Origin of the sequence: Micromonospora sp. 050-3 (genome assembly GCF_046549335.1) — a bacterium.
Taxonomy (GTDB): domain Bacteria; phylum Actinomycetota; class Actinomycetes; order Mycobacteriales; family Micromonosporaceae; genus Micromonospora; species Micromonospora trifolii.
The window spans coordinates 2171146-2196947 of sequence record NZ_JAJPVX010000002.1; the positions used below are offsets into that span (position 1 = coordinate 2171146).

At 70.6% G+C, this 25802-nt stretch carries 32 protein-coding genes; 13 read left to right on the forward strand and 19 right to left on the reverse strand.

Annotated features, from left to right (window positions below):
- Nucleotides 1–108: 108 nt before the first annotated feature.
- Both ACLJOK_RS25100 and ACLJOK_RS25105 read right to left on the reverse strand, forming a co-directional pair.
- Entirely contained in the window at nt 109–756 is a 648-nt protein-coding gene (locus ACLJOK_RS25100; protein WP_091400951.1) for a response regulator transcription factor, read from the reverse strand.
- Nucleotides 753–1856: a sensor histidine kinase gene (locus ACLJOK_RS25105; RefSeq protein ID WP_410821037.1), complete on the reverse strand. Its 1104-nt coding sequence runs from the start codon at nt 1854–1856 to the stop codon at nt 753–755. Before ACLJOK_RS25105 ends, ACLJOK_RS25100 begins: the two co-directional genes overlap by 4 nt.
- A gap of 141 nt (nt 1857–1997) precedes the next feature.
- On the opposite strand from ACLJOK_RS25105, the gene ACLJOK_RS25110 reads away from it, so the two are divergent.
- A complete protein-coding gene (locus ACLJOK_RS25110) occupies nt 1998–2591 on the forward strand; it encodes a CDP-alcohol phosphatidyltransferase family protein (RefSeq protein ID WP_410821038.1) in 594 nt (197 codons plus the stop codon).
- Nucleotides 2588–3061, forward strand: a complete 474-nt coding sequence (locus ACLJOK_RS25115) for a hypothetical protein (RefSeq protein ID WP_410821039.1) — start codon at nt 2588–2590, stop codon at nt 3059–3061. Before ACLJOK_RS25110 ends, ACLJOK_RS25115 begins: the two co-directional genes overlap by 4 nt.
- Before the next feature lie 13 nt (nt 3062–3074).
- Here the strand turns inward: ACLJOK_RS25115 and ACLJOK_RS25120 are convergent, their stop codons facing one another.
- Both ACLJOK_RS25120 and ACLJOK_RS25125 read right to left on the reverse strand, forming a co-directional pair.
- Entirely contained in the window at nt 3075–3737 is a 663-nt protein-coding gene (locus tag ACLJOK_RS25120; protein WP_410821040.1) for a response regulator, read from the reverse strand.
- Nucleotides 3725–4825, reverse strand: a complete 1101-nt coding sequence (locus tag ACLJOK_RS25125) for a sensor histidine kinase (protein WP_410821041.1) — start codon at nt 4823–4825, stop codon at nt 3725–3727. Before ACLJOK_RS25125 ends, ACLJOK_RS25120 begins: the two co-directional genes overlap by 13 nt.
- A 188-nt stretch (nt 4826–5013) precedes the next feature.
- Between ACLJOK_RS25125 and ACLJOK_RS25130 the strand changes: the two genes are divergently transcribed.
- Together ACLJOK_RS25130 and ACLJOK_RS25135 are read left to right on the forward strand one after the other, a co-directional pair.
- Nucleotides 5014–5415, forward strand: coding sequence for a DUF6069 family protein (locus ACLJOK_RS25130; protein ID WP_410821042.1), 402 nt, complete (start codon nt 5014–5016; stop codon nt 5413–5415).
- Nucleotides 5412–5867 (forward strand): hypothetical protein, encoded by a 456-nt coding sequence (locus tag ACLJOK_RS25135; protein WP_410821043.1) that lies wholly within the window; start codon nt 5412–5414, stop codon nt 5865–5867. The genes ACLJOK_RS25130 and ACLJOK_RS25135 overlap by 4 nt, the downstream gene beginning before the upstream one ends.
- A 49-nt stretch (nt 5868–5916) precedes the next feature.
- Here ACLJOK_RS25135 and ACLJOK_RS25140 read toward each other — a convergent pair whose 3' ends face one another.
- Both ACLJOK_RS25140 and ACLJOK_RS25145 read right to left on the reverse strand, forming a co-directional pair.
- Nucleotides 5917–7167 (reverse strand): MFS transporter, encoded by a 1251-nt coding sequence (locus ACLJOK_RS25140; protein ID WP_410821044.1) that lies wholly within the window; start codon nt 7165–7167, stop codon nt 5917–5919.
- A gap of 64 nt (nt 7168–7231) precedes the next feature.
- Entirely contained in the window at nt 7232–7990 is a 759-nt protein-coding gene (locus tag ACLJOK_RS25145) for a fructosamine kinase family protein (protein ID WP_410821045.1), read from the reverse strand.
- A 97-nt stretch (nt 7991–8087) separates the two neighbouring features.
- Here ACLJOK_RS25145 and ACLJOK_RS25150 point away from each other — a divergent pair, with 97 nt between their 5' ends.
- Nucleotides 8088–9125, forward strand: coding sequence for a serine hydrolase domain-containing protein (locus tag ACLJOK_RS25150; protein ID WP_410821046.1), 1038 nt, complete (start codon nt 8088–8090; stop codon nt 9123–9125).
- 43 nt (nt 9126–9168) lie between these two features.
- The gene (locus ACLJOK_RS25155; RefSeq protein ID WP_410821047.1) at nt 9169–10530 is read left to right on the forward strand and encodes a serine hydrolase domain-containing protein; all 1362 of its coding nucleotides are present in this window, start codon (nt 9169–9171) and stop codon (nt 10528–10530) included.
- A 26-nt stretch (nt 10531–10556) separates the two neighbouring features.
- Here ACLJOK_RS25155 and ACLJOK_RS25160 read toward each other — a convergent pair whose 3' ends face one another.
- The 4 genes from ACLJOK_RS25160 to ACLJOK_RS25175 all read right to left on the reverse strand — a co-directional run bounded on the left by ACLJOK_RS25160 (nt 10557) and on the right by ACLJOK_RS25175 (nt 14549).
- Nucleotides 10557–11411, reverse strand: coding sequence for a DUF4253 domain-containing protein (locus tag ACLJOK_RS25160; RefSeq protein ID WP_410821048.1), 855 nt, complete (start codon nt 11409–11411; stop codon nt 10557–10559).
- Between the two features lie 17 nt (nt 11412–11428).
- On the reverse strand, nt 11429–12019 hold the full coding sequence (locus ACLJOK_RS25165; RefSeq protein WP_410821049.1) for a DinB family protein: 591 nt from the start codon (nt 12017–12019) through the stop codon (nt 11429–11431).
- A 96-nt stretch (nt 12020–12115) separates the two neighbouring features.
- A complete protein-coding gene (locus ACLJOK_RS25170; RefSeq protein WP_410821050.1) occupies nt 12116–13306 on the reverse strand; it encodes a cellulose binding domain-containing protein in 1191 nt (396 codons plus the stop codon).
- A gap of 283 nt (nt 13307–13589) precedes the next feature.
- A complete protein-coding gene (locus tag ACLJOK_RS25175; protein WP_410821051.1) occupies nt 13590–14549 on the reverse strand; it encodes a PaaX family transcriptional regulator C-terminal domain-containing protein in 960 nt (319 codons plus the stop codon).
- A gap of 93 nt (nt 14550–14642) precedes the next feature.
- Between ACLJOK_RS25175 and ACLJOK_RS25180 the strand changes: the two genes are divergently transcribed.
- Nucleotides 14643–15140 carry a YcxB family protein gene (locus ACLJOK_RS25180; RefSeq protein WP_410821052.1) on the forward strand — a complete coding sequence of 166 codons (498 nt, stop codon included), beginning with the start codon at nt 14643–14645 and terminating at the stop codon, nt 15138–15140.
- A 31-nt stretch (nt 15141–15171) separates the two neighbouring features.
- On the opposite strand, the gene ACLJOK_RS25185 is transcribed toward ACLJOK_RS25180, so the two are convergent.
- Nucleotides 15172–15687, reverse strand: coding sequence for a GNAT family N-acetyltransferase (locus ACLJOK_RS25185; protein ID WP_410821053.1), 516 nt, complete (start codon nt 15685–15687; stop codon nt 15172–15174).
- A 188-nt stretch (nt 15688–15875) separates the two neighbouring features.
- On the opposite strand from ACLJOK_RS25185, the gene ACLJOK_RS25190 reads away from it, so the two are divergent.
- Both ACLJOK_RS25190 and ACLJOK_RS25195 read left to right on the forward strand, forming a co-directional pair.
- Nucleotides 15876–16250: a cupin domain-containing protein gene (locus tag ACLJOK_RS25190; protein WP_238679635.1), complete on the forward strand. Its 375-nt coding sequence runs from the start codon at nt 15876–15878 to the stop codon at nt 16248–16250.
- An 83-nt stretch (nt 16251–16333) separates the two neighbouring features.
- Complete coding sequence (locus ACLJOK_RS25195; RefSeq protein WP_410821054.1) at nt 16334–16546, forward strand: hypothetical protein; 213 nt, start codon at nt 16334–16336, stop codon at nt 16544–16546.
- Between the two features lie 91 nt (nt 16547–16637).
- On the opposite strand, the gene ACLJOK_RS25200 is transcribed toward ACLJOK_RS25195, so the two are convergent.
- Together ACLJOK_RS25200 and ACLJOK_RS25205 are read right to left on the reverse strand one after the other, a co-directional pair.
- Nucleotides 16638–17393, reverse strand: coding sequence for an MBL fold metallo-hydrolase (locus ACLJOK_RS25200; RefSeq protein ID WP_410821055.1), 756 nt, complete (start codon nt 17391–17393; stop codon nt 16638–16640).
- On the reverse strand, nt 17390–18046 hold the full coding sequence (locus tag ACLJOK_RS25205; RefSeq protein WP_410821056.1) for a pyridoxamine 5'-phosphate oxidase family protein: 657 nt from the start codon (nt 18044–18046) through the stop codon (nt 17390–17392). The genes ACLJOK_RS25200 and ACLJOK_RS25205 overlap by 4 nt, the downstream gene beginning before the upstream one ends.
- Nucleotides 18047–18156: 110 nt before the next feature.
- Between ACLJOK_RS25205 and ACLJOK_RS25210 the strand changes: the two genes are divergently transcribed.
- Genes ACLJOK_RS25210 through ACLJOK_RS25220 form a run of 3 tightly spaced genes read left to right on the forward strand, consistent with a single transcriptional unit; the run spans nt 18157 to nt 19673 of the window.
- On the forward strand, nt 18157–18684 hold the full coding sequence (locus ACLJOK_RS25210; protein WP_410821057.1) for a CGNR zinc finger domain-containing protein: 528 nt from the start codon (nt 18157–18159) through the stop codon (nt 18682–18684).
- A 34-nt stretch (nt 18685–18718) separates the two neighbouring features.
- The gene (locus tag ACLJOK_RS25215; RefSeq protein ID WP_410821058.1) at nt 18719–19135 is read left to right on the forward strand and encodes a VOC family protein; all 417 of its coding nucleotides are present in this window, start codon (nt 18719–18721) and stop codon (nt 19133–19135) included.
- A 40-nt stretch (nt 19136–19175) separates the two neighbouring features.
- A complete protein-coding gene (locus ACLJOK_RS25220) occupies nt 19176–19673 on the forward strand; it encodes an N-acetyltransferase (protein ID WP_410821059.1) in 498 nt (165 codons plus the stop codon).
- A 62-nt stretch (nt 19674–19735) separates the two neighbouring features.
- Here the strand turns inward: ACLJOK_RS25220 and ACLJOK_RS25225 are convergent, their stop codons facing one another.
- Nucleotides 19736–21190: an alkaline phosphatase PhoX gene (locus ACLJOK_RS25225; protein WP_410821060.1), complete on the reverse strand. Its 1455-nt coding sequence runs from the start codon at nt 21188–21190 to the stop codon at nt 19736–19738.
- A gap of 108 nt (nt 21191–21298) precedes the next feature.
- Complete coding sequence (locus tag ACLJOK_RS25230) at nt 21299–22180, reverse strand: NmrA/HSCARG family protein (RefSeq protein WP_410821061.1); 882 nt, start codon at nt 22178–22180, stop codon at nt 21299–21301.
- Nucleotides 22181–22283: 103 nt separating this feature from the next.
- Between ACLJOK_RS25230 and ACLJOK_RS25235 the strand changes: the two genes are divergently transcribed.
- A complete protein-coding gene (locus tag ACLJOK_RS25235) occupies nt 22284–22763 on the forward strand; it encodes a MarR family winged helix-turn-helix transcriptional regulator (RefSeq protein ID WP_410821062.1) in 480 nt (159 codons plus the stop codon).
- 32 nt (nt 22764–22795) lie between these two features.
- Here the strand turns inward: ACLJOK_RS25235 and ACLJOK_RS25240 are convergent, their stop codons facing one another.
- The 4 genes from ACLJOK_RS25240 to ACLJOK_RS25255 all read right to left on the reverse strand — a co-directional run bounded on the left by ACLJOK_RS25240 (nt 22796) and on the right by ACLJOK_RS25255 (nt 25736).
- The gene (locus ACLJOK_RS25240) at nt 22796–23749 is read right to left on the reverse strand and encodes a hypothetical protein (protein ID WP_410821063.1); all 954 of its coding nucleotides are present in this window, start codon (nt 23747–23749) and stop codon (nt 22796–22798) included.
- A 29-nt stretch (nt 23750–23778) separates the two neighbouring features.
- Entirely contained in the window at nt 23779–24375 is a 597-nt protein-coding gene (locus tag ACLJOK_RS25245) for a VanZ family protein (RefSeq protein WP_410821064.1), read from the reverse strand.
- Nucleotides 24376–24453: 78 nt separating this feature from the next.
- The gene (locus tag ACLJOK_RS25250) at nt 24454–25380 is read right to left on the reverse strand and encodes a hypothetical protein (RefSeq protein ID WP_410821065.1); all 927 of its coding nucleotides are present in this window, start codon (nt 25378–25380) and stop codon (nt 24454–24456) included.
- Between the two features lie 8 nt (nt 25381–25388).
- Nucleotides 25389–25736 (reverse strand): PadR family transcriptional regulator, encoded by a 348-nt coding sequence (locus ACLJOK_RS25255; RefSeq protein ID WP_410821066.1) that lies wholly within the window; start codon nt 25734–25736, stop codon nt 25389–25391.
- Between the last annotated feature and the right edge of the window lie 66 nt (nt 25737–25802).

Sequence of the window (25802 nt, forward strand, 5' to 3'; positions counted from 1 at the left end):
TGAACGGGGAGATCCACGCGGTGATGGTGTCCGACGCCGACGCCGACGCCGACGCCGACGCTGGACCGCATGGCGGAACACGACTGACGGGGTGGTCGGCGAAGATCGTCACGGTGCGAGGCCGGCCTGGATCGCCAGGATGGCGGCTCGTACGCGATCGCGGCTGCCGGTCTTGGCCAGCACGTTTGTCACGTGGGTCTTGACGGTGCTCATGGACAGGTAGAGACGCTCGGCGATCTCGTTGTTGTTGAGCCCGGCGCCGATCAGGGCGAGGACATCGGTCTCCCGAGCGGTCAGCTGGTAGGCCGCCAACTCCACGCGGGAGGCCGGCCCGGTCGCGCGGACCCGGTCGAGGACGGCGCCGGTGACCTCGGCGGAGAGGACCGCCTCGCCGGCCGCGACTGTGCGCACCGCGGCGATCAGGTCACGGGCGCTGGACCGCTTGAGCAGGAACCCGCGCGCGCCGGCGGCGATGGCGTCCAGGACGTAGGCGTCGTCGTCGAAGGTGGTGACGACGATGACGGCCGGGGCGTGCGGGATCGTGGCCAGCTCGCGGGTGGCTTGCAGGCCGTCGAGCACCGGCATGCGGATGTCGACGAGGGCGACGTCGATGCGGGAGTCGCGACGTACGGCGTCGAGGAACTGCCGGCCGTCGGCCGCCTCGGCCGCGACCTGGATGTCGGGTTGGGACCGCAGGATCAGGCTGAAGCCGTCCCGGACCAGCTCCTGGTCGTCGGCGATCGCGACGCGGATCATTTGTTCGCCACCGGCAGGTCGGCCTGCACCACGGTGCCGCCGCCCGGGCGCTGGCTCAGCTCCCAGCTCCCGCCGCGCGCGGAAACGCGTTCCCCGATGCCGAGCAGGCCCGAGCCGCTCGTGGGTGCGCGGGGCGGGCCGACGCCGTCGTCGCTGATCCGTAGGCGAGCGTGGTCGCCGACGCGGACCAACTCGACCCAGGCCGCCGTGGCCTTCGCGTGGCGGGCGATGTTGGTGAGGGCCTCCTGGGCGATGCGGTAGGCGGTCAACACGCCGATCTCGTCCAGGCCCGGCTCCGGGTCCAGCTGGACCCGCACCGTCACGCCCTGCTGGCGCAGCGGCTGGGCGAGCAGTTCGTCGATGTCGGACAGGCGCGGTGGCGCGCTCACCGCGATCGACGCGTCCGGATCGCGCAGGTGCACGACGAGCGTGTCCAGCTCGCTCAGTGCGGTGCGGCCACTGCCCGCGATCGCCCGTAGCGCCGCCCCCGGGTCGTCACTGAGCTGGCCCGCCTCGGCCTGAACCACCATCGCTGTGACGTGGTGGCCGACCACGTCATGCAGCTCGCGGGCCAGGTTGGTGCGCTGTTCGAGCCAGGCGGCCTGGCCGCGTAAGTCGTCCGTCTCCCGGGTCAGGGCGTTGCCGCGGGACCACGATCGCAGCAGGATCGCCAGCAGGTAGCCGGCCGTCACGAAGAAGAACGGCTGTTCGTACACCCCTCGCTCGTTGACCAGCGCGGTGGTGAGGGCGCCGGCCGCGCCGATCAAGCCACCCACCCACCCCAGCCACGGGTGTCGGGCAGGGTCTTCGCAGACCGAGACGAACACCAGGCCGGCGGCCGCGAGGCCCAACTGCACCGACTCCCCGGTGCTCACGATCGCCACGAACCCCGCGCAGACCGCGAAGACCAGGGTTCGGTAGCGGGGGCGCAGCGCCGTGGCTCCGAGGCCGACCGGCAGTACCAGCCACGCCCAGCCCGCCGGCACGGACACGCCGTCCTCGACGGTGGTGACAACGGCGGCGATGATCAAACCAACCACACCGTACGCGAGCCGGCGCACCCGCTCGGGGTCGCGCAACCGTTCGCGGATTCCAGTCATCACCTGCACAGTCTCCGTGACCAGCCGGAAGACCGGCCAGTACCCAGGTACTGGATCGCCCGGCACCTCGGTACCGCCCTCGGGACCAGATCGGCACCGCGGCACGTTCCGCGAAAACGTTCACCGGACGACTCTGCGGAGGTGACTCTCGTTGACTCCCGCGCCGCCATTACCGTCGGCCCGCTTCGTACGGTTCCCAACTACATCACCGCCGTTCGCACGGTCGCCGCTGTCACCGTCGGCGTCGTGGCCCTCGTCTCCGGGTCGGTGGCATTGATGGCGGTATCGTACGGTATCTACTGGCTCGGTGACGTGCTCGACGGCTGGGCCGCCCGCCGGCTCGGACAGGAGACCCGGGCCGGGGCCGTCTTCGACATCGTGAGCGACCGCGCGTGCACCGCCGTACTCTGCGTGGGCCTGGTCTCCCTCGTGCCGGACGTCGCTGTCGTGGCAGTGGTCTTCCTGCTCTCGTTCCTGGTGCTGGACACCATGCTGTCGCTGGCGTTCCTGTGCTGGCCGGTGCTCAGCCCCAACTACTTCCACCTGGTCGACCGGCAGGTGTGGGCGTTGAACTGGTCGCCCCTGGCCAAGGTCGCCAACACCGCCGGGGTCATCGGCGCCATCGCGTTCGGGCAGTACCTGCTCGCGCTGGCCGTCGCCGTCGCCGTCGTCGTGGTCAAGCTGTGGTCGGTCGCAGCTGTGGTCCGGCTGCTCGAGCGGGACGGTCGGGCGTGAGCAGCCTCGCCGAGGCCGTGGTGGCGCTCGGCTACGGTGTCGCCTCGGCGCTCGTCCCGATCGTCAACGCCGAGGCCTACGCCGTGGTCGCCGGGCATCGCGGCGGCCACGCCCTCGTCGCCGTCGTGGTCGCCCTGGCACTCGGGCAGACCGCCGGCAAGCTGCTGCTGTTCGAATCGGCGCGTCGCGGATCGGGGCGACTGGCTCGGAAGGTCGCGAAACGGAAAAGGTCAGGTCGCGCGGCGGCTCGGGCCGCACGGTGGACCGAGCCGATCCGACGCTGGCTCTCCCGCCGCCGCACCGCCCTACCGACAGTGCTGGCCTCCGCCGCGGTCGGGGTTCCACCGTTGGCAGTCGTCAGCCTCGCCGCCGGCACCGCGGGCCTTCGACGCTGGGAGTTCGCCGTCGCCTGTCTGTCCGGGCGGGTGATCCGATTCGCCCTCCTCGTCCTGCCAGCGGTGCTGGCCTGACCCCGACTCCCGGTCAGAGGAGCCGGCCGTCGTGGGCGAGCAGGGCGATCTGGGTACGGTTGTCGAGATCCAGCTTGGTCAGGATGTGCGAGACGTGGGCCTTCACCGTCGTCACGCTCATCAGCAGCTCGCTGGCGATCTCGGCGTTGGAACGCCCCTGCGCGATGGCCAGCACGACGTCGCGTTCCCGGGGCGTGAGCAGGGCCAGCCGCTCGTGCGCCTGCTCATAGGACTCGGCCCCCGACGCGACCCGCTGCATGAGGCGGCGCGTCACGCCCGGAGACAGCATCGGGTTGCCGGCCGCGACCGCGCGGACCGCCTGGCTGATCTGCTCGGGCGGGGTGTCCTTGAGCAGGAAGCCGTTCGCACCGGCTCGGAGCGCTCGCACCACATGCTCGTCGGTGTCGAACGTGGTGAGCACGATGATCTCGGGCGGCCGGTGGCGGCGGCGCAGGCGCTCGGTGGCGGTGATGCCGTTGACGCCGGGCATCCTGATGTCCATCAGCACCACGTCCGGCAGGTGCCGGTCCACCGCCGTGATCGCTGCGGCGCCGTCGGCGGCCTCGCCCACCACGACGATCCCGTCGGCGCCGTCGAGCATCAGCGTGAGCATTCCCCGTACGAGGGGGTCGTCGTCGACGATGACGACCCGGACTGGACCCGTCACGTCGGCCACGGCAGCCACGCGGTGAGGTGGAACCGGCCCTCGGCGTCGACGTGGTGGGCGACCCGACCGCCGGTGAGCGCAGCCCGTTCGGCGAGGCCGATCAGGCCGGTACCGGCGGTACCGGTGGCGCCGCTGTCGGGCGTGGTCGGGTTGCTCACAGCGATGCTCAGGCCGGAGCCGGGCGCGCCGCCGAGCACCAGCCGGACCGGCTGGCCGGCGGCGTGTTTGCGGGCGTTGGTCAGCGCCTCCTGCGCGATCCGGTACGCGGTGCGGCCGACCGTCGGGGGCATCTCGACCGACGGGCCGAGCGGGTCGCCGACCTCGATCTGTTGCCCGGCGGCCCGCGCCTCGTCGACCAGGCGCGGCAGGTCGGCGAGGGTCTGCCCGGGTGGTGCGTCGGTCGGCGACTCGGCGTCGTCGCTGCGCAGCAGGGTGATGACCTCGCGCAGCTCGTCGAGGGCGTGGTGTGCGCTGGCCCGGATCACCCCGGCGGCGGCGCTGAGCCGCTCGGGCGGCGCGTCCGGCCGGTACTCCATCGCGCCGGCGGCCGCCGCCAGCAGGGACAGCCGGTGGGCCAGCACATCGTGCATCTCCCGCGCGATCCGGCTGCGCTCCGCCGCCCGCGCCTCGTCGACCCGTCGTTCCTGCTCCTGCTCGGCCCGCCGGGCCCGGTCCCGCAGCGCCGCCAGCAGTGCGCTCCGGGCCTGCGCCCAGGTGCCCCAGCCGAGCAGGGCCGCGTAGGCGATCGTCATCAGCACCAGCCGCCACCCGTACGGCAGGCTCGGCACCGGCCGCCAGAGCGCCTGCACCGCCTCGCCCGCCACGCCGACCACCGCCACCGCCGCCGCCTGCCGAAACGGTCGGTTGCGGGCGATGAACAGCACCGCGAAGCTCGCCACCGGCGTGGCCACCGGAGACAGCGCGACGAGCAGGCCGGCCAGCACGCCACCGATCGGCGGGCGGCGGACGACCACCGGAACGAGGGCCAGGGCGGCCACCGCCAGCGCGACGTCGAGGCCGACCAGGCCTGGGGAGCTGGACCGGGTGGCGGACCACAGCATGGTCGCGACGAGGACGCCGATCGCCACGGTCGTCACGACCACCACGGAACGCCACGTCCGCGGCGGCTTGACCTCGCACGTCGCCGCATCCACACCGCGCACGCTACTGGGCTCGCGGCCGGCCGGACCACCTCCTTTGGTAGTAGGTGGAGCCGCCAGCGGACGTACCCGCCGCGGCGTCTGGACCGACGCGTCCGGGCCGGCCCGGTCCACAGACTCAGACCATGACGAACAACCTTCTCCTGGGACGGGCCGCTGTGACGGCCGGCGCGATCGTGGTGGCGGTGACCGAGTTCGCGCTTCTGCACTCGGCGGCCGGCGTCGACCTGGCGGTCAGGTCCGCAAACTCGACCCGGCAGGTAACTGTGGCAGCGGTCGTCGTGGCCACCGCTGTCGCGGCACTGGCCGGCTGGGCGCTGCTCGCGGTGCTCGAACGCCGCAGCAACCGCTCCCGCGTCTGGTGGATCTCGATCGCTGTCGCCGTTCTGCTTCTGTCGCTCGTGCTCGGGCCGCCGAGTGGCGTCGGCGGGGGAGCGAAGGCGACCCTCGCGCTGCTGCACCTGAGCGTCGGCGTCATCCTCATCCTCGGTCTGCCCCGGTCGCGCCCGGAAGGGGCGAGCCGATGACCACGCTGACAGTTCGCAAGCAGGACGGGGCATTCATTCTCGAGTCCGGGGCGCGCGCCTCGCTGCGTACCGGCTGGACCTGGCGGTGCGGCGAGATCCGCACCGGCACCGGCCGCTGGACTGTCGCACCGACCGACCGTCGACGCATCGGGTTCAGCTCCCGGGGCGAGCACGGCGTGCCGGTGCGGCTCGACCCGGGCCGGTCACACGTGCCGGGGCCTGGCGGGGTGGCCCGCTGGGCGCCCGGTCGCTGCGGCGGTGAACTGGTACGCGACGGGCACCGCCTCGCGGTGCGTCTCCCCGGCCGGCGCGGCGGGCCGATCCGTGTCGACGTCACCGGCGAGTGGGCCGAGCTGGAGTTGGTGGTGCTCACCGCCTGTTTCGCGCTGATGAGTCAGCGGCGGCGACGCACCCTGATCGTGATGGCGGTCGTCAGCGCGGGGAGTGGGTGACAGTCGGCCCGACGGCGAGGGCGGGTGCTCAACGGGTTCCTGTCTCAGTTCACACAACTCCTCGGCGCCACGCCCGGCGCGCACCGGAAGGTCTTCCGACCGCAGGCGCGTCAGGCAGGCGCGCAGTCGAGGGAGGAGCGACGGCGCGGCCGCGACGCGCGTCAACCGAGAGCAGCGTGAGCGCGGCCAGCATCAGCAGCCCGCCCACGAGCGCCAGCGGGCGCGCCCCCGAGGTGGGCAGGAGGGCGCCGCCGAGCAGCGATCCGCCGGCGATGCCGGCGTTGAAGGCGGTGCTGACCCCGGCCGACGCGATGTCGGTGCTGCCGGGGGCCAGGTGCAACATTCGGTTCTGCACGGCAGAGCCGAACGCCGCGTACGCGAGGCCGATTCCGGCGAGAAGCGCGACCACACCTGGCTTGAGCGCGCCGAGCGCGTACAGCCCGAGCAGCGAGGCCGTGCCGATGCTCAGCGGCGTCAGCAGCGAGGCGATCGGTCGGGTGTCCAGAGTCCGGGCCGCGACCAGGGTCCCGACGACGCCGGCCGCGCCGGAGACGAACAGCAGCGGCGCCAGCACCGCGTCGGCGAAGCCGCTGACGTCGAGCAGGAACGGTGTCACGTAGGTCTGCAGGGTCATGAAGCCGCCGATGCCGAGGGCGGTGCCGATCAGCAGGACGACGAAGCGCCGCCCGTCCGGTGCGGTGCCCCGGGCGGCGCCGCCGGCGGCCGGGGGATAGGAGGGGAGGAGGAGCAGCACCGCGGCGGCGATCGCCACACCGATTCCGGCCAGCACCGCGAACGCCGCGCGCCAGCCGGCTTGCTGCCCGAGCAAGGTGCCGAAAGGTACGCCGAGCACCGGGGCGAGCGTCGCCCCAGTCCCGAACAGCGCCACCGCCCGGCCGCGCACCGCGACCGGGAACGGCCCGATCACGGTCGCCGTGGCGACGGACCAGAACAACGCCTGGGCAAGGGCGGTCACCAGGCGGGAGCCGGCCAGAACGGCGTACGTCTGGGCGAGCGCGGCGGCGGCGTTCGTGGCGGCGAACAGGAGCATCGTGACGCCGAGCAGGTGCCGCCGGGGGATCCGCTGGGTCAGTCGGGTCAGCGGCACGGACGCCAGCACCACCACCACTGCGTACCCACTGACCAGCAGGCCCACCTCTGAGCGGGACCGGTCCAGATCCGGTGCGATGCGGGTCAGCAGACCGACGGGCAGCAACTCGGTCGTGATGAACGCGAACGCGGCGAGGGAGAGCGTGACGAGCACGGCCCTGGCCCTTCGCGGCGACACCTCCGGTGCCATGGCCCACCCCCCATTCCAGGGGGTCACCGTAATGGAGGGCCCGACCCCCACTCCACGCTTGTGGTCAGGATCGCGTCCGGAACGGGGCCAGGACGGCGCGAATCTGATCGGCCGCGCCCCAGACGTCGTCGAACTGGGCCAGCACGGCGAGGTGTTGTCGCAGCTGGATGACCGGCATCCGGGCCTCCCAGCCGGCGTCGAGCGAGGTCAGCTCCGCGTAGACCTCGAACATCCGTCGCGCCTCGGGCGGGGGCGAGGTGGACCACACGTGCGCGAGGTCGACCTCGGCCCACACGTACGACACGGCTGGGTCGATCAGCGCCGGCGCTCCGTCAGCGGTGGCAAGGATGTTCTGTGCCCACAGGTCGCCGTGCGTCAGGCACGCCGGACGCTCCGGCAGCAGCTCGGGCAGCCGGTCGCAGAGCCGTTCCAACGCCCGGCGGCGGCCCAGCCAATTGTCGTGCTGCCAGCCGAAGCGCGGATGGGTAGTGCCCAGGTGCAGGCCGGCGAGCAGGTGTGCGAACTGCCCCCAGAAGGCCTCGCTGCGCGGCCTCTCCCGCAGCACCGACAGCACCAGGACGTCCCGATCCGCCAGGATCACCTCGGGTGTCGCCACACCGCCGAGCTCGCGCAGGGCGGCCAGCCCTTCGGCCTCGGCGACGAAGACGTCGTCGGCCGGCGAGTCGGCGAAGCCCTTGACGAACACCGGTGGGGCATCCCGGCGGGTGGCGATGCCCGCGAGCGCCGCGAGCCCGCCGGTCACCGGCTGCACCGCGACGACCTCACGCATGCCGGCCAGGTGCAGCCGCTCCAGCAGGGTCATCCGGGACGCTCCAGGTCCGGCGTACGAGGTCACCCGATCCTATGTGGCTGGTCACGGCTTACGCCGCCGGTGGCGGGGGTGTTGGAGACTGCTGAGCATGGGTCACGTGTCGGTGGATCAGCGGCGACTGGAGCGGACCGTCCAGGAGTTCGGTGCTCGCTGGACCAGAGACGCCGCCGACATCGAGACCTACCTGGCCGCCCAGGTCTCCGACGCCAGTCACCGTGAGGTGGTCGGCCCGCTGCTCGCCGCCAGTGGAGCCAGTGGTGTTGTCCGGGTCGGCGGTCGGGAGGTAGCGGCCTGGGGCGATCCGGCGGTCCCGGAGATGGCGTTCAGCGTCACCAAGTCGGTCGTGTCGGTGGTGGCCGGCCTGGCCTTCGACGACGGGCTGTTGGTGCCGGACCAGCCGGTGCACCAGGTCGTCGACGTTCCCGAGTTCCAGGGGCCGCACAACGAGCAGATCACCTGGCGTCATCTGTTGCAGCAGTCGAGCCAGTGGGAGGGCGAGCTGTGGGGCAAGCCGACGCGCGTCGACGCGCAGAGCTTCCGGGAGCGGACCGAGGTGCACGGCACGCCCCCGGGCCAGGGGTGGGCGTACAACGACGTGCGGATGAACCTGCTCGCGTACGCGCTGACGCTGCTGTTTCGGCGGTCGCTACCGGAGCTGCTGCGGGAGCGGGTCATGGACCCGCTGGGTGCCTCCGACCGGTGGTCGTGGCACGGGTACCGGACGAGCGTCGTCGACCTCGACGGCCGCCGGGTCGAGGTGGTCTCCGGCGGTGCGCACTGGGGCGGAGGACTGATCGTCCCGGCCCGGGACCTGGCCCTGATCGGGCAGCTCTTCCTGGACCGGGGCACCCATGCCGGGACCCGGCTGCTCAGCACCGAGTGGGTTGACCAGTCCTGGTCCCCGTGCCCGGTCAAACGGGAGTACGGCTACCTGTGGTGGCTCAACGATGAGCAGGTGCCGTGGCCCGGAGCCCCGGCGACCGGCCGCAGCGCCCGGGGCAACGGCGGACGACACCTGCTGTGGGTCGACCCGGCCCGGGAGCTCGTTCTCGCCTCCCACTGGACCGAAGAACCGCTCGATCTGATCCGGGAGGTTTCTCGTACCGTCACGAGCCCCACCGGTTGACGAAAGTTGATCCTCTGGGTCGGTGCGGTCGAGAATCGGGGTCGTGGATCTACCTCAGGACTGGGTCTCGTTGCTGGGCCAGCTTGACCGGCAGGTGTCGTCCGGGCGGCTCTCACCGGACACCGCGGCGTTGCCCGAGCTGATGAGCAGCTACGACGTGCCGGGGGTCAGCCTCGCCGTCGGCCACGTGAGCGGGCAGGTGTCGGCGGCGGGGTTCGGCGTCCTGGTTGGCGGGACGTCGAGTCCGGTGACCGCGAGCACCGCCTTCGCGGCCTGTTCGATCAGTAAGCATGTCGCGGCGTTCGGCGCGCTGCTGCTGGTCCAGGCCGGTGTCCTGGACCTCGACGCCGACATCGGCGATTACCTCACGACATGGCACCTACCCGGACGCGAAGGCCAGCAGGGAATTACGGTACGACAGCTGCTGGCGCACACTGCCGGGCTCTCCGACACCTGGTACCGCGGCTATGCCGCAGATGGCGCCCCGTCGCTGTTGCAGGTCCTGGAAGGCAGCGGCGCGACGACTACCCCACCGGTCCGGCCGACCCTGTTGCCGGGTAGCCGCTTCCGGTACTCGGGCAGCCACTACTCGGTGCTCCAGCAGCTGATGGCGGACGCGACCGGAACCCCGTTCGAGGACCTCCTGCGAACTCTGGTGCTGGAACCGCTGGCCATGGCCCACAGCAGCTTCGACCAGCAGTTTCCGCACCAGCGACCGGATCGGGTGGCACATGGCCACCACGGCGGCGGCACCCGGATTACCGGCGGCTGGCGCACGCAACCGGAGCTGGCCGCGGCCGGACTGTGGAGCACCCCGACCGACCTGCTCCGGCTCGACCTCGAAATCGCCCGAGCCGTCTCGGGAAGTTCGAAGCTGCTCGACAGCGACCTGGCCACCCAGATGTGCACACCGCAGATGCCTGGCGGCAGCTACGGGCTCGGCACCGAACTCGACGACCGCGCCGGAAGTCGGCGTTTCGGACACACCGGGCTGAACGTCGGCTACACCTGCTTCTCCTACGTGTGGCCCGACAGCGGCGTAGCCGTAGCGGCGATGACCAACTCCGAGGATGGCTGGGAGCTGCTGGTCAGCATCCGCGCCGCCGCGGACCGTCGCTACGCCATCACGAGTAACGCCGCTGCGCCGATTGCCGACGTCACGGGCCGCTACGTGCTGCGCGACGACTACCCGATCGACATCGCGGTCACCGACGGCCAGCTGACGTTCGCCGCAGCGACCCAGCAACCGGTTGTCCTCCTGGCGGACCCGGACGGTCGCTACCGACACCCGGACCTCGATGTGGAGGTCCGGTTCGTCCGGACCAACGATCAGCCCTACGTCCTCGAACTGCGTCAGGAAGGGGTCACGCAGAACGCGAGGCCAACATCCGAGCATCCGGAGTAGCCGGTTGGGTCGGCGTCGTCGGATGGTCAGGGTCGGTTGTGGACGAACCAGGCGTCACCGGCCGGTAGGGCGACGGCGACCTCCCATTGGCTCAGTTCGAGGTCCGGGGCGAGCGCCTTGAGCTGGCCGGCGGCGGCCCACGCCTCGTCACCCGGCGTCGGACGACGACCCACCTGAAACTGGAGCATGGTGCCCCACGACGCGACCAGGCGGGCGTCCCACCGGTGCCGCCACTGCGCCAGCACCTCGGCGAGCCGCTGCCGGTCCTCCTCGGTGAGCGCACCGTAGAAGTCCACCCAGTACGCCGAGCCGCGGACGTCGCTGGTGGGCAGCAACATGAGCAGGACGCTGTCCGGCGCATACCAGTAGTCGGTCTGCGTCACGAGCCGCACGTTGCCAAGCACCTGGGCGTGCAGGTCGGCGTCGGCGAGCAGCCGGTCGTACAGCGCCCGCTCCAGCGCCGGGAGTGGCATCGGCAGCACCACGTCCGGCAGCAGGGCGGTCAGGTCGACACCAGTCGTGCCACGCGCGTAGAACTCGATCTCGTCCTCGTCGACCTGGTGGTCCTCGCTGTGGTGGCGGTAGGTCAGCCAGGGTTTGGAAGATGCCGCGGCCTCGGCGAACACGCGCAGCTCCGACTCCGATGGACCCTGCTCGGGCTCGTACCGGAACGTCAGCGCGTCGTCGAAGTCATCGGTGACCATGACGGGCCGGCGTCCGATGACCGGCACCAGCGCCTCGGCGGCCTGCCAGACCTCGTGCAGGCGGTCGGGGTCGACGTCGGCGACGAGGATGCTGCCCGACGGGCCGTGCCCGATCGGCAGGCCAGCCAGTGGCGTGCCCAGGAAGGCCGCTTCGATCTGGTTGAGGTCGTCTCGCACGCCGACAGCTTTGCCGATCACTCGAAGTGGTCGGCCAGCTTCGTCAGCTTGCTGACGTACGCCGGCCAGTCGTAGTCGTCGGGGATGTTGCTGTTGTTCCGCCGGAGGCCGACCGCCGTGTCGTGCTGTTCGCGCATGATGTCGGCGTGCCCGGCGTGCCGGGCGATATCGCAGGTCACGTGGATGATGATCCGCTGTAGCGTCACGTCCTGACGACCTGGCCGCCACCACGGCACCTGCCCCGGCGCGTCGAGCGGTAGCTGGTCGATCGTCTGGTCGGCGAACTCGCCGACCCGGCGATACAGGTCGATCAACCCGTCCTTTGTCTCGTCCTCGCGGGCGTACCAGTCTGCCTGCGGGTCCTCGTCGAACGCCGCCATGGGGACCAGCTCGTCAGGCGTCGGGAATTCGCGGCCGAAGGTGGGCCCGAAGTAGCCGGCTTCGACATTGAGGCAATGCTTGAGCGCACCCAGCAGGTTGTTGCCGGTCGCCGTGCGGGGCAGCCTGACCTCCCGTTCGCTGAGCCCGTCGAGCTTCCAGATGAGGTCTTCGCGGTTCTCCCGGAGGTAGTCGTGCAGCGCGGCCTTCGCATCGCTCGGATCAGCCATGCCCGCCAGTCTCCCCTATCCACCGGGCCCACGCGCACCCTCGGCGGGCCGGTGCCGAGGCGCCGGCCCGCCGAACGACTCGATCTGCCCGGAGCGTCAGCTTCCGGTGCAACTCGCTGTGGTGCCGCTGCCGCTGCCGGTGCCCTGAAAGCCGAAACTGGTGGCCTGACCTGCGGCCAGTCGCCCGTTGTAGCTCTGGTTCGCGACGGTGATGGTCCCGCTGGTGCCGCTGCTAACCCCGTTCCAGAGCGAGCTGACCGACGCGCCGCTCGGCAGGGTGAGGGTGACCCGCCAGCCGGTCAGCGCTGTGGTTCCCGCGGTGACGCTGACGTTGGCGACGAATCCGCCGCTCCACTGGTCCTGGACGGAGTAGATCGCTGTGCAGCCGGGGGTGCCGGTCGGCGGCGGGGTGGTGGGAGGTGGGGTGGTGGGTGGCGTGCCGTCGTCGAGCGTCAGGTTCTTCTGCTGGACGCTCCACTGGCTGCGGCAGAGACCGCAGTCGGAGCCGACGAAGTTGCGGCCGGCCGTGGCGTCGCCCTTCAGACGCCACGTGAAGTAGAGAGTCGCCACCCGGCCGAACTCGCCGCCGTTGGCCTGGTCGTAGGTGCCGCCATGCCCGACGTTCAGGTTGCCCATGAAGGCGGGCAGGCCCGCGGGCAGCTTGCCCCAGTCGTCCATGGCGTTCGGGTAGGCGATGTCGCTGGGCCCGCCGACGAAGTAGGCGATCGGCTTGGTCAGCCTCCTGAGCTGGTAGTCGTCGGCGTCGTTGAGCAGACCGCTGCTGAAGATGCCGGTCGTGGTGACGCGCGGGTCGTTCGAGACGGCGTACGCCTCCAGACCTCCGCAGGAGAAGCCCGCGACGGCGACCTTGCTCGTGTCGATCTTGTTGTAGTACTTGCTGCCCTGCCGGGAGTTCTCCGCGACCGCCCAGTCGATGGACTGGGTGAGCATCTGGGAGGTGGTGGAGCCGGATCCGTTCGGGGCGCCGTTGGCGATGGCGAGGAAGCCGTGGGAGGCGATCTCGCGGAGGAAGTTGCCCTGGGAGAGGCCGTTGGCCGAGCAGCCGCCGTTGCCCCAGACGACGATGGGCAGCCGTTCGGACGGGAGGGTCTGCGGCCGGAAGATGGTGTGGTTGGCCAGGGTGGCCGAGGTTTCGTAGTCGGCGGGGTAGGGGCCGGAACCGCCGATGGCGGCGGACGCCGGTGTCCCGCCGAGCGCCATGATGACGGAAGTGACCGGGACGATGGCGGCCGCCAGCCCCGCGTAGATCTTTGCTCGCCTTCTCATTGAATCCTCCAGGAACAGTCGCGGTGGCGCTCCCTGCGGTGGCGGTTGTGTCACTCGCGCCCCGACGAGGGTGGTCAGCGCTGGCCACGGGGTCTGGTCGACGTGGGCGCGTCGCGGCCTGGGCGGCGGCCGTGCCCTCGGTCGCCGCTGCCCGCTCATTCAGCGCCGTCGACCGCCCGGCCGCGGTCCCTACAGGCGCTCCGATGGGAGCTGTATGCAGTTACTATCACTCTCGCAACGAAAAGTGTCAATGTCCGGTTGGCTCTGACCGGCCGCGACGTCGTCAGCCGGCGAGTGGGCCGCTATCGTGCCTTCCGCCGGTCGGCTCCGGCCGTGACGGATCCGTCGACGCCTGGAAGTGGGTGATCCACGAGGCGGCATCCGGCCAGTGCGGAGTCGCCACCTCGACCAGACGCGCCTGAGCGAGCGAGCCGAGCATGGTGTGGATGTCCAGGAAGGTCTCCCTGGCCTCCTGGCGAGGCCAGGGCTCCGGCAGCAGGTGCGGGGGGAGGTCCGGGTCGACGTCGGCGAACCTCCGCCAGGAATCCATGGCGGAGGTCCGAGCCACCAGCGCCCGGGCCGCGTCCACCTCGCCGTTTCGCGCGGCTGCCCGCAGCTCCGCGTACTGCTCGATGAAGCTGGAGTACGCCGAGGCGAGCCTGGTCAGGTCGTACGCGGAGGCCGGACCGTGCGGCCCGGTCTCCTCGTCGAACCGGGCATGCAGAACCGACCATCGGGCACCCTCGACGTGGTGCAGCAGCTCGCGCAGCGCCTCCTGCGCCGGCGCGGCGTCGGATCCCGGCCGGATCCACACGCTGTCGTACAGGCCCACGAACCCCAGCGCGCTCAACGATCTGCGGAGCGCATGACGGGAGGCCTGGCCGGCGTTCGGAACGGAGAAGGACGCCAGCACCCATTCGCCGGTCCAGGGCGCCGGGTGGGAGCCGAAGTTCAGGAAGTGCCGCATCCGGGAGCGATGCTTGGCGATCGCCTGTGGCGTGAGGTGGTAGACCGGCGACCGGTCCTTCCTCCGCATGGCGATGAGACCCCGCTTGACCAGCCGGGACAGCGCGGCGCGGGCACTGGACTCGCTGACCCCGAACTCTCGCAGAATCGCGATGACCGCCATCGACGCCAGGTCGGCGTCCGAGGAGTCGAGGTACTCGCCGAGCACTGTCGTCAGCAGATGCTGCGGGCTGGACCCCGCCTGGGCCCGGGGCACTCGGACGTCGTCGGCGTTCACCTCATCAGACTGCCGCACCAGGATGCCCACGGCTCGTCAGGTGGGGCTGGGCAAGGCGCCGTCAGGGGGCGGTGGAGGCACTATCGTTCTGACGTGCACATCCGTTTTGACGTCCCCGCCGATCCCGTCTACCCGGGCCGGGTGGCCGCCGCGCTCGGCAACGCCCGGCTCCGCAGATTCGGCTACATCGGAGCGGTCCTGACAGCGGTCGGGGTCATCGGTCTCGTCGTCTCGCGGGGGTTCGGGTGGGGCGAGCGGAGTTTGCCCCTGTGGACAGCGCTGGTAGTGGCCGGCGTGCTGTCGATGCTGTACCGGCCGTGGGTGCTGGCGCGCGCCCGACGCCGCTCCGGTAGCTACGCCGTCGAGGGCGCCTACGACATCACCGATGACAACATCATGATGCGCAGCGGCTCGGAGTCCGGCGGCATCGCCTGGGACGGGGTCGCCCAGGTGCGGGACGCCGGAGATTTCTGGGTCGTGTACGTCGGCCGAATGCCGGCGACAGTGATCCCGCGCTGGCTGATGTCCGCCGAGGACGCCGAGACGTTGCGCGCCTACATGACCGAACGAGGGCTGCTGCCCCGTCAGTGAACTCGGCCGCCGCGGGCCGCTGGGGATCGGACTACCGCGTGTGGGCCGGTCGCGAAGGGGCACCGAGGAGTACCTCGTACTGGTAGAGATCATCGTTGGTGCCGGTGTGCCGGAAGCCGGCACGTTCGAGGGTCCGCCGGGAAGCGACGTTGTCGCCGGTGGTCTCGGCGACGATGCGGGACAGCCCGTGCGCGGTCGCGAGGTCGAGCAGGGCGGCGAGCGCCTCCGCCGCGTAGCCGTTTCCCCGGGCTGACGGGGCGAGGCCGTAACCGACCTCGATGCGTCCGTTCTCCGGTTGCCCTTTGAAGCCGATGCCTCCGATGGCCTTCCCGTCGGCGGCGCGGGTGATCCGGTAGTGCCCGAATGGACGTCGGTCGCCGTAGGCGGCGGTGGCGGCGAGAAAGCCCCGCACGCCGAGGACGTCACCATCGAAAGGGAAGTCCTCCGCCCAGTCGTCCCCGGCCTCGGCGCGTCGCCCGACTATGCGTTCACCCTCTGCGGTGTCGATGGGGTGCAGGCGCAGTCGCGGCGTACGAAGCTCGGTCACGGGCGACAGCGAAGCAGCCCTCATGAAACAGCACAAGCCAATTTGCGCGCCCGGCACAGGCCGGCTCCGCGGAATCGGCCCCCCCGTGTCGGCATCCCCGCCCCTAATCGCCTGCCGCTCCCTATTCTCGACGGGGATGCACCAGTCCGAGTGGTGGCCGTCGGCCCGACGGCTTACAGGAGGCCGTCATGAGCAGCACGGATCGACCCGAGGGGATCAGCCCCACAGCTGTGGAGTCAGCGCCAGGGCTGTGGCGGATCGATCTGCAACGGCACGACCTCAGCATCCCCGGTCGAGAGGTCATTCAGACTCGGGTGGAGTTCACGCCGGATTCGCCACCGTTCAAGCATTTCCACCCCGGCGAGGAAATCATCTGCGTCCTTCAGGGCACGCTCGAATATCGGCTGGAGGGGCAGCCACCCATGGTGTGCAATCCCGGCGACGCGCTCACGGTCCCGTACGGTGTGCACCACCAGGCCCGCAACGTCGGCGACGGTATCGCTGTCGAACTGGCCACGTACGTCGTCGAGAAGGGGAAACCACTTCTCACCAAGGTGGAGTGAGATTTCCACGGTCGGCCTGACAGCAGCGGCCTGATCCACGCCGCACCGTTTACGCGATCGGCGCCTTGGGCAGAAGGCGCACCATGACGAATGAACGGGTCAGGTCTGTCGGTGGCTACACGATGCGGATCCTCGGCGTGCTGGCGATCGTCGTGGGCGTGCTGGGGATCGTCTCCAGCCTCTCCCAGGGCAACCTCGTCGGGGTGATCCTCGGTGTCGTCTTCATCGTCGGCGGGGCGTTCCTGCTCAAGCGCTCGGGCGCAGCGGCGACACCGAGGCCGCGGAGCACGCACTGACGTCTGCGGGGTTCGCGGTCGCCGTGGTCGTCGCGGTGCTCGACCACGGCGGCCGAACCCCAGGGCAGCACCGGGCCGGGCCGAATCCTGGTCAGATGGTCGCTGAGTCGCCGGGTCGTAGGTCGACGAGCACGTCCGTCAGGCCCGCGGTCTCGAAGGCGCGCACGACGTCGTCGGCGCCCTGGGTGTAGTGCGCCCAGCCGTCCTGATGAACCGGGATCACCGCCCGGACGCCGAGCAGTGTTGCCGCTCGCGCCGCCAGTTCCGCGGTCAGGGTGAGGAACGCCTCGCCGCGCACCGCGATCTGGGCCGCGCCGAGGTTGAGAATCGCGATCTCAATCGCCGGAAACTGCTCCGCGACGACCGCCACCACATCCAGCGAGGCGTTGTCGCCGCTGACATAGACGGTCGGCCAATCGGTCGCCTCCAGCACGAACCCGATCACCGGGCCGTTGACCACACCGATCTCCGGCGAACCGTGCAGCGCCGGCACCGCCGTGACGCGCACGTCGCCGACCTCGGCGTACTCGAATGGCCGCAGGCCGGTCGCCCCCGGCCCGAGATTCGGCGCCCCCGCCGTGGTGGTGAACACCCGTCGGGCCCGGCGCGCGTACTCCCGCCCGGAGACGTCGAGGTTGTCGATGTGGTGTTCGTGCGACACGAGCACCACGTCGACCGGGTCGAGGTCTGTGGGCGCCGCGCTCGGGCCGGTGAACTTGGTGGCGGCGACCGGCCCGTCCTGGTACGTGCGCGGATCGTCGAAGGTCGGGTCCAGTACGACGCGTTGGCCCGCGTAGTCGAGGACGGCCGTGGGTCCGCCGACGGTGCGTACGGTCAACTTGTTCATGGTGTTCTCCCTGGCTGGTGATTCGCCTGCTCGCGGAGGGCCTGGTTTTCGGCGCGCAGGCGGGCGAGTTCGTCGCGCACCGGCGCGAGCGCCTCCGAGAGTTCCGCCTCGCTGAAGCGGGGCGTGATGTGTTGGGGGCAGTTCCAGTCGTAGCCCTGCACCTTGACGGTGATCAACCGTTCCACCCGGCCCGCTGGCCCGGGCACGCTCAGCCTTTCCAGCAGCTCCTCGAACCCGGGGTCTCGCACGTCGGTGACGTGCGCCGTGCCGATGATCTTGAGTCGGCGTTGGTGGGCGTAGTCCATGAGAAGCAGCGAGACCCGGGGTGACGTGGCGAGGTTGCCGACCGACAGGTACTGCCGATTGCCGCGCAGGTCGGCCCAGCCGAGGACGCTGTGCCCGTCGACGGGGTCGAGGACGTGCAGGAACCCGGCTGGGCCGCCGCGGTGCTGTAGGTACGGCCAGCCGTTCTCGCCGACGGTGCCGAGGTAGAAGTTGTCGCGTTCGGTGATGAAAGCGGCCTCATCGTCACTGAATGTCGCATCTGTGTCCCAGCCGGCGGTCATGCGCTGGATGGCGGGCCGGCTGCCGTAACGCTGTTGCGCGGCGACCACCGACGCGGTGGTCAGCTCCTCCAGATAGCGGTGTGGCATGACGAGCACCTTCCAGGGGTCACCTAACCATCGTTCCGTCTTTTACCGGTAAGAAAGATACGTTGCGATGACTAACCTGTCAAATGGCAGACGGTGGTAAGGTCGGCGGCATGACACGTCGGCCACTGGTGGGCGAACCCCTCGCACTGGACCTGGTCAACACCCAGTGGGTCGAGCGGGGCCGCATGGTCGACCTGTTCGACGAGCCGGACGGGCTGCCGGGATGGCTCGCCGAACACCACCTGGAGGGTGACCCCGCAGCGGTGGAGCCCCCGTTGCGGGAGACGCGTTCCGCGCTGCGCCGCGTCCTCGAACAGCCCGACGAGGACGCCGAACGGGGGGTCAACGCGATCCTCGCGCGTGGTGCCTCGCTCTACAGGCTTCGCGAGGGGGCCGCGCAGGAGCGGCATGACGTCGACGCCGGCTGGCTCCCCTCCTGGCGAGCGGCCATCAACTACCTAGACCTGCTGCGCCAGCAACCCCACCGCATCCGACGCTGCGGTAACCCCGCCTGCGTCCTGCACTTCTACGACACGTCGCGCAACGGCACCCGACGCTGGTGCTCGATGGACGGCTGTGGCGCTCGCGCCAAGGCCGCCCGCCACTATCAACGCCAGCGCGTCACCCCTACCGCCTAGCCAGCGGCAGCAGGGCGAACCTTAAGGTGAACGAATGTCGGTCAAGCAAGTACAAGTGACCTTCGACTGCGCCGAGCCTGTGCGCGTCGGTCGTTTCTGGTGTGAGGTGTTGGGGTACGTCCCGCCGCCGCCCCCGGAGGGGTGCGCCACCTGGGACGATGTCAATTCCGAGCAGGGTTCGTGGTTCGCGTGCAGTGACCCCTCGGGGGTGGGCCCGCGCCTGTACTTCCAGCGGGTGCCGGAAGGCAAGGTCGTCAAGAACCGGGTGCACCTCGACGTGCGGGTCGGCACCGGGCTCGTGGGCGAGGAGCGCCTGGCCGCCCTCGAGGCCGAATGCGCGCGACTGATCCCGCTCGGCGCGGTGCGCGGGCAGCTGTTACTCGCCGACGAAGAGAACGAGTCGTGCCTCAACATGCAGGACGTCGAGGGCAACGAGTTCTGTCTCGACTAGGTGCCCGGGCACCTGCCGAATGGCGCTAGCCTCGGCCCTCATGACCTGGCTGCCCGAGGAGTTCGTCCACCCCGTCCATGTGCCGGTGCCCGACACCGCGCTGCATCTGCGGCCGATCCGCGAGGCGGACACCCCGCTCGACTACCCCGCCGTGATGGGCTCCCGCGAGCGCCTGTGGGAGATCTTCGGCCCGGCCTGGGGGTGGCCCAGCGAGACGATGACCTATGAAGAGGATCGCGTCGACCTGCTGCGGCACGAGGAGGAGATAGCCGCGCACCAGTCGTTCAACTACGCGTTGCTGAACGAGGGGGAGACGGCGATCCTCGGCTGCGTCTACATCGACCCGCCGGAGCGCACCGGCTCCGACGGCGAGGTGTCCTGGTGGGTGGTGGACGACCTGGTGGGCAGCGAGGTAGAGGCTGCGGTCGACGCGCTGGTGCCGCAGTGGATCGTCGCGGACTGGCCGTTCCGCCAGCCCCGCTATCTGGGCCGCGACATCGCCTGGCAGGACTGGCTGGCGTTGCCGCGCGTCTCCTGACTTGGGCCGAGCCTGATGGGGTGGCCAGGCGAAATCGCCTGGCCACCCACGTTTGGGCTCGATCAGCCCAGGTACTTCTCCCAGGGACCGGTGATGGCCAGGGTGAGGCCCGGGTCCTGCATGTTGACGAAGAGCACCTTGCCGTCCGCGCTGAAGGTCGGCCCGCAGAACTCCGAGTCGTTGAGCTGGTTGCGGGCGATCGCGTACGTGGGCCCGCCCGGGATCGTGCTGAGCACGTGCGAGGCGCCGGTGCCGTCCTCGGCGAGCACGAGGCTTCCCCACGGGGTGACTGTCACGTTGTCCGGGCCGTCGAAGGTGAGGTCGGTGTACTTGACCGGCGCACCCTCCTCAGAGGCCGTCTGGTGCGGGAAGTACGTCACCAGCTGGATGGTCTGGTTCTTGTAGTTGTAGAACCAGACCATTCCGTCGTGCGGCGCCGCGTCCGCCGGCAGGTCACCCTCGTCCCAGGCGTAGGAGTTGACCACGTACACGCCCTCGTCGGTGGCCCACACGCCCTCGAACTTGCGTCCCCGGGTGACCTGGCCGTCGGCGAACTGCTCACGCACCGACTTGGTGCGCGCGTCGCGGTCCGGCACCTCGATCCACCGGACCGGGAAGGGGCGGCCCAGCTGGGCGGAGGTCAGGTAGGCGACGTCCGGCAGCACCGAACCGTCATCCATGATGATCTGCATCGCGGCGAGGACACCGGCGTTCGGTGCGAGGCGGGTGAGCACGCCCGGGCCCAGCTTGACGCCGTGCGGCGCCGTCCAGCGGTAGAAGAGGCCGTTGGGCTCGTCGGCGTCCTCGGAGAGGTAGACCCGGGTGCGGTCCTTGTCGACGGCCAGGGCCTCGTGGGAGTAGCGGCCCAGGCACTTGATCGGCTTCGGGTCGGCGCTGCCGTCGGCCCACACCTCGAAGACGTAGCCGTGGTCCTTCTGGTAGACGCCGGACCGGCCGCCCTCTTCCCACGTGTCGCCGGCCCGGTCCTCGGTCTCCTCGCAGGTGAGCCAGGTGCCCCAGGGGGTCGGCCCGCCGGCGCAGTTGGAGATGGTGCCGGAGAGGGCCACGAACTCACCCAGGTTGCGGCCCGCGAGGTCGGTCTTGATCACGGTGCAACCGCCGGCGTCGACGGCGCCCGCGTCGTAGACCGTTCCCTTGACGTGCGGCACGCCGAACTCGGCGCCCGGGTCGATCTCGTGGTTCTGGATCAGGGTGTACCGGCCGTGGCCGGCGTCGTAGACGGCCATGCCGTCATGGTCCGACGGGGTGGTGCCCTGGCCACGGTCGAGCCGGGTGACGCCGGTCCGGGTGACCACTGTGTAGCTGAAGCCCTTGGGCAGGGCCAGGATTCCCTTGGGGTCGTCCACGAGCGGTGGGAAGGGCACGTTGCCGGGCTTCACCGGCGGGTGCGGCCGGGCCGGGCTGGCCTGGGCCAGGGACGGCAGGCCGCCAGCGACGGCAAGGCCGACGCCGGCGGCGGCGCCGCTGGCGAGGAAGGTACGACGAGAGGAAGGCACGTGGATCAACTCCTGGTCAAGACGTAGTGCGACGACTGGCAGCCAACTCCTTCGGGCGGACAGCGACACGTCACCCGTGGGATCGGGCGGTGACATCGGAGTTAAGAGTCAGGGTCGCGCACGCGTCGCGGGCAGCAGTGCGGGCCAGTCCTGGGCGAGGGCCCAGTCGGCGAAGTTGTGCCAGCCGACCTCCGGGTAGTCGCGGCGCAGCGCGGTGACGTCGACGGTCAGGCCCACGGTGCTGAAGTAGTCGAACATGGCCGCCAGGTCGGTGGACCGCTGCCGGACCTGGGCCAGCGGCACCTGCACGTGGGTGATCGGGCGGCCGATGGCGCTGGCGAGGATCTCGGCCAGTTGGGTGGGTGTGCGTTCGTCGGAGGCGATGTCGATGCGGCGGCCGGCGAACTCGCCCGAGCGCTGGAGGACGAGCGCGGCGAAAGCGCCGATGTCGACCGCCGGGATGAGGGTGAGCGGCCGGTCGGCGGGCATCGGCCAGGCGAAGGTGTCCCTGCCCAGGCCGTCGAGCGTCCAGCCGCTGGCGTAGTTGTCCATGAAAGCGGCCGGCGCGATGATCGTCCAGGGCACTGTCGAGGTGCGCAGGTGCTGCTCGACCAGGTGCTTGCTCTCGTAGTGCGGGACGCCGGTGCCGCGGTCGGCGTGGGCGACGGTGGTCAGAACGAGGTGACCGAGCCCGGCGGCTGCCGCCGCGTCGACGAGGGTCCGTCCCTGCCGGACCTCGGTGGCGAGGTCGGTGCCGAACGGTGTGGTGACCGCGAACAACGAGTCGGCTCCGGCGAGCGCGGCGTCGAGGGACGCGCGGTCGTCGAAGTCGGCCCGGCGCACCTCGGCCCCGAGATCGCGCAGGGCTTCAGCGGCCGGCGAGGTGGGGTGGCGGGTGATGGCGCGTACCCGGTGGCCGGCCGCCAGCAGGGCGCGGGCGGTGGCACCGCCTTGGGCTCCGGTGGCGCCGGTGACGGCGACGGCGAGCATGGGTCCTCCAGGAGGGTAAGATGGCTGCGTAACGCATTAACTGCGTCATGCAGCAGATTATGGCGAATCGCTGCGTCACGCAACTAATTGGGATGTGATGCGGATGACTGCGAAGCGTCGGGCCCGGCTGTACGAGGAGATGTCGATGGCGTCCCGGCGCTATCTGGCCTCGTACGTCCTGTTCAACCAGGCCATCGCCGACCACCTGGGGCTCCACCCGACCGACGTGCAGTTCCTGAGCCTGCTCTCGGCGGCTCCTGCGCCGCCCACGGTGCGAGAGGTCGCCGAGATGACCGGCCTGACCACGGGATCGGCAACCCGACTGGTCGACCGGCTCGAACGCGGCGGCTACGTCAAACGGACGCCCGATCAGGAGGACCGGCGCCGGGTGCTGGTCACCCCGGTGCCGGATCGCCTCGACCGGGTCACCGCGGTCTGGGACGACCTCGGCCAGTCCTGGCAGGAACTCCTCGACGAGCACACCGACGAGGAACTGGAGGTGATCACGCGCCACATGAACCGAGCGCATGACCTCAGCCACGCTCAAATGCGTCGCCTGCGGTCCCAACCGAAGCCCGACTGAGGCCGGCGGTTACCGTTCGACCTGATCGACTGTCAGCTCTGTTGGTAGTTCACCGCGGCGAACCCGCACGGCTGGTGCAGGTGTAGGTAGTAGGCGCCCTCGCCGACGTCGTCCAGATCCGCGCCGCCGACCAGACCCACGTAGTCCATCGGGTCCCCGCAGCCGGGGCAGTCGGCGTGCTCGGCGTCCTGGATCCAGTCCGGTCGCCCGCCCAGCGTGGAGCCGCCCTGGTGCCAGGCGCTGGCCTGGTACGGGCTCGACAGGGCCGGCCCTGGAACCGGGAGCAGTGTCGGCGGGTCCTCCGGGCCGTCATCGCCGCCCAGGTAGCTCGGCCGGGTGTTGTCGGCCCACCAGGTGGTGGCGCCGGCCGGTGTGACCCGGCTGTACAACGTCGTGTAGCAGGCGCAGAAGTGGCAGGTCTCGATGACCAGGCGGCCGGACCAGCCGGTGTGGGCCAGCGCGGCGCCGACGGCGGGGTCGGTGGTGTCGAGGTCGGCGGCGACCCAGAGCGGTGACGCGCACCAGGGGCAGGCGGGTCGGTCCGCGGGCGCTGGCGTCTCCCGCATGACCCACCGGTACGCCACGTCAGCGCACAGGTCCCGTCGGTTGCCGTTCGGGCCGATCGTCCAACCGCCCTCTGCCGCGTAGCTCAGCACCCCCACGTACAGGTCGTCCGCACCGGGCGGTGGGTGCTCCGACCAGCGACGCAGGGCGTCCTCGGCGAGCGGGTGAGCGCTGTGGGCCAGGATGAGGAGGAGGTCGTTGAGTTGGTCCGGCGTCCGCCCGCCGTCGATTTGCTCGATGACCCGGCCGACCACGTCGGCGCCCGCCGCCCTGTACAACGTCGCCGGACACAGCAGGTCGAGGTCGAGCAGGGCCCCGTGGTACGGCGACAGCCTCTGTGGATCGGCCGCGGCGATCTCGCTCAACTCCTCGATCGCGTCGCCGTCCTCGTCCGCCGCTCTCCTGATCAATTCCTCGATCACCGGCGAAGGGTAGCTCCCGCCTCCGACGCTCAGCGTCGCGCTGCCGGGGCCGGCTGGGGTTCGCGCTCGGTGGACGTGTCGGGTGTGGCGCGCCACCAGCGGCGGGACGCCAGCGCCGCAAGCCCGGCGCCCACGGCGTTGAGCAGGACGTCGTCCACTGACGACACCCGGTCCAGCCGCAGGACGTACTGGGCGGTCTCCACGAGGACCGAGCAGCCGGCCGCGAGGACCAGGATCCGCGGTACCGACGCCAGCGCCGCGAACCGCAGCGGGGCGAAGAAGCCCAGGGCCGCGAAGACCAGCAGGTTGCCGACGACCTGGACCGTCGCCGTCAGCGGGCCCCCGTCGGAGAAGATCGTGAGCAGGTCGCGCAGCGGCACCAGGGTCACCCGGCCGGAGACGACGCCGGCCTGGTCACCCGGCAACATGATCATCCATACCCACGGCACGGTGCCGTAGACGATGCCGACGTCGGCCAGCGACGTCCGCCACGCCGCACTGGTGCCGGCGGCACGTCGGCGGCGTGCCAGGGCCCACACCGCCAGCGCGGCCAACGGCAGGACGACCACAGTGATGAGGACGACGCCGTTGAACGTACCGAACCAGCCGTGCCAACCCCTGACCATGCGACCCCCGCTGTTCGCCCAGCCCGAAACCTACCCGGCCCGGGCGGCGTGCGGTCGCCCGTTCGTGGCACCCGCGCGTCAGGAGTTCATCGGTCGACGGGCGAGGTGACCGATGCCCGTCATGGTGGCAGCGGCCACCGCGATGAGGATCGCCAGCGGTAGCGGCTGACCGTCGAAGTGCTGCATTGCCGTGTTGACGAGCAGTGGGTCGGGGATGAGCCATCCGGCGAGGAAGCCGGTGAGTGCGACGCCGACGATGACGGCGGGCCGGTGACGGCGGACCGCGAATGCGGCGGCGACAGCGGCGGTGGCGGCGGCGAGGATCCCGATCACCGTCGGCACGGCGTCGAGAACGTAGACGCCGTGGCGTCCCCATTCTCCGGTGCCTTTCCAGGCGAGGATCCCCAGCGGGACGAGGGCCCACCAGAACAGGCGCGGCCGGGGCACGGTCCACCGCTCGCGGGCTGCGATCGCGAGCAGGGCGAGGATCGAGGCCGGTACGGCGTACGCGAAGATCTGTTGGCCGAGGTTGGTGCCCATGCCGGCGCCGTTGAGCACGTCAAAGACGAACCAACCAACGGTGACCGTCAGGAACATCGCTTGCAGGGTGAGGGCGGTCCGGGTCGCACCGCACAGCCAGGCGATCAGCGGCGCGAGGGGTAGCAAGCCGAGACCGACTATCTGCGGCCAACTGGAAATGATGGCCGGCATGTCGGTGGTGAGGACGGCGCCGGTGAACAGGTCCAGGGTGTGACCGGCGGGCTGGGTGCCGGCGGCGACGAGCAGGGCACTGAGCCCGGTGGTGAGGGCCGCTGTGGTGACGGGTGTCGTGAGCCGCAGCCGGATCGCCAGGGCGATGATGTTCAGTGTCTCGTGCCGGCTCGGGTGTCGTCGGCCGTCGTCGAGGTCCAGCAGTAGTCCGAGCAGTTCCTCGCCGCGAGCGGTGCGGTGCGTGGCTGGCAGCAGGCGCAGCAGCCGTCGATACCGTCGTTCCAGAGGGCTCATGCCCGGGCTCATCCGATGGTCCCGAGGCGCGGGGCGTTGCGGGCGGCACGCTTGTTGAGGCGTTCCTCGGCGAGCCGGACCGCGTCGGCCATCCGTCGGCTCTCGGCGCGGATGGCGTCTGCCCCCGCGTCGGTCAGTTTGTAGAAACGGCGCAGCCTGCCCTTCTCCACCTCATCGTGGTCGGGGGCGATGAGCCCTTGGGTGACGAGGCGGTCGAGGGCACCGTAGAGGGTGCCAGCGCGTAACCGGATCCGGCCGGCGGTCATCTCGTCGACCTCCGTCACCACTGCGTAGCCGTGCCGGGGCTGGTCGGCGAGGGCGGAGAGGATCAGGAACGTCTGCTCACTGATGTCCATGCACGATATATACCGCACCGCGATATATAAAGCAACGACGTCGCGCGATGGAGTGGCAGGGCCGTC

Bases quoted from the DNA above. Each gene is read 5' to 3' on its own strand.
- ACLJOK_RS25255 (WP_410821066.1), bottom strand. From the start codon at position 25,736: ATGGACATCAGTGAGCAGACGTTCCTGATCCTCTCCGCCCTCGCCGAC.
- ACLJOK_RS25250 (WP_410821065.1), bottom strand. From the start codon at position 25,380: ATGAGCCCTCTGGAACGACGGTATCGACGGCTGCTGCGCCTGCTGCCA.
- ACLJOK_RS25130 (WP_410821042.1), top strand. From the start codon at position 5,014: ATGACGAACAACCTTCTCCTGGGACGGGCCGCTGTGACGGCCGGCGCG.
- ACLJOK_RS25220 (WP_410821059.1), top strand. From the start codon at position 19,176: ATGACCTGGCTGCCCGAGGAGTTCGTCCACCCCGTCCATGTGCCGGTG.
- ACLJOK_RS25165 (WP_410821049.1), bottom strand. From the start codon at position 12,019: ATGGCTGATCCGAGCGATGCGAAGGCCGCGCTGCACGACTACCTCCGG.
- ACLJOK_RS25215 (WP_410821058.1), top strand. From the start codon at position 18,719: ATGTCGGTCAAGCAAGTACAAGTGACCTTCGACTGCGCCGAGCCTGTG.
- ACLJOK_RS25200 (WP_410821055.1), bottom strand. From the start codon at position 17,393: ATGAACAAGTTGACCGTACGCACCGTCGGCGGACCCACGGCCGTCCTC.
- ACLJOK_RS25100 (WP_091400951.1), bottom strand. From the start codon at position 756: ATGATCCGCGTCGCGATCGCCGACGACCAGGAGCTGGTCCGGGACGGC.
- ACLJOK_RS25205 (WP_410821056.1), bottom strand. From the start codon at position 18,046: ATGCCACACCGCTATCTGGAGGAGCTGACCACCGCGTCGGTGGTCGCC.
- ACLJOK_RS25145 (WP_410821045.1), bottom strand. From the start codon at position 7,990: ATGACCCTGCTGGAGCGGCTGCACCTGGCCGGCATGCGTGAGGTCGTC.
- ACLJOK_RS25140 (WP_410821044.1), bottom strand. From the start codon at position 7,167: ATGGCACCGGAGGTGTCGCCGCGAAGGGCCAGGGCCGTGCTCGTCACG.
- ACLJOK_RS25150 (WP_410821046.1), top strand. From the start codon at position 8,088: ATGGGTCACGTGTCGGTGGATCAGCGGCGACTGGAGCGGACCGTCCAG.
- ACLJOK_RS25190 (WP_238679635.1), top strand. From the start codon at position 15,876: ATGAGCAGCACGGATCGACCCGAGGGGATCAGCCCCACAGCTGTGGAG.
- ACLJOK_RS25105 (WP_410821037.1), bottom strand. From the start codon at position 1,856: ATGACTGGAATCCGCGAACGGTTGCGCGACCCCGAGCGGGTGCGCCGG.
- ACLJOK_RS25235 (WP_410821062.1), top strand. From the start codon at position 22,284: ATGACTGCGAAGCGTCGGGCCCGGCTGTACGAGGAGATGTCGATGGCG.
- ACLJOK_RS25245 (WP_410821064.1), bottom strand. From the start codon at position 24,375: ATGGTCAGGGGTTGGCACGGCTGGTTCGGTACGTTCAACGGCGTCGTC.
- ACLJOK_RS25230 (WP_410821061.1), bottom strand. From the start codon at position 22,180: ATGCTCGCCGTCGCCGTCACCGGCGCCACCGGAGCCCAAGGCGGTGCC.
- ACLJOK_RS25210 (WP_410821057.1), top strand. From the start codon at position 18,157: ATGACACGTCGGCCACTGGTGGGCGAACCCCTCGCACTGGACCTGGTC.
- ACLJOK_RS25135 (WP_410821043.1), top strand. From the start codon at position 5,412: ATGACCACGCTGACAGTTCGCAAGCAGGACGGGGCATTCATTCTCGAG.
- ACLJOK_RS25170 (WP_410821050.1), bottom strand. From the start codon at position 13,306: ATGAGAAGGCGAGCAAAGATCTACGCGGGGCTGGCGGCCGCCATCGTC.
- ACLJOK_RS25195 (WP_410821054.1), top strand. From the start codon at position 16,334: ATGACGAATGAACGGGTCAGGTCTGTCGGTGGCTACACGATGCGGATC.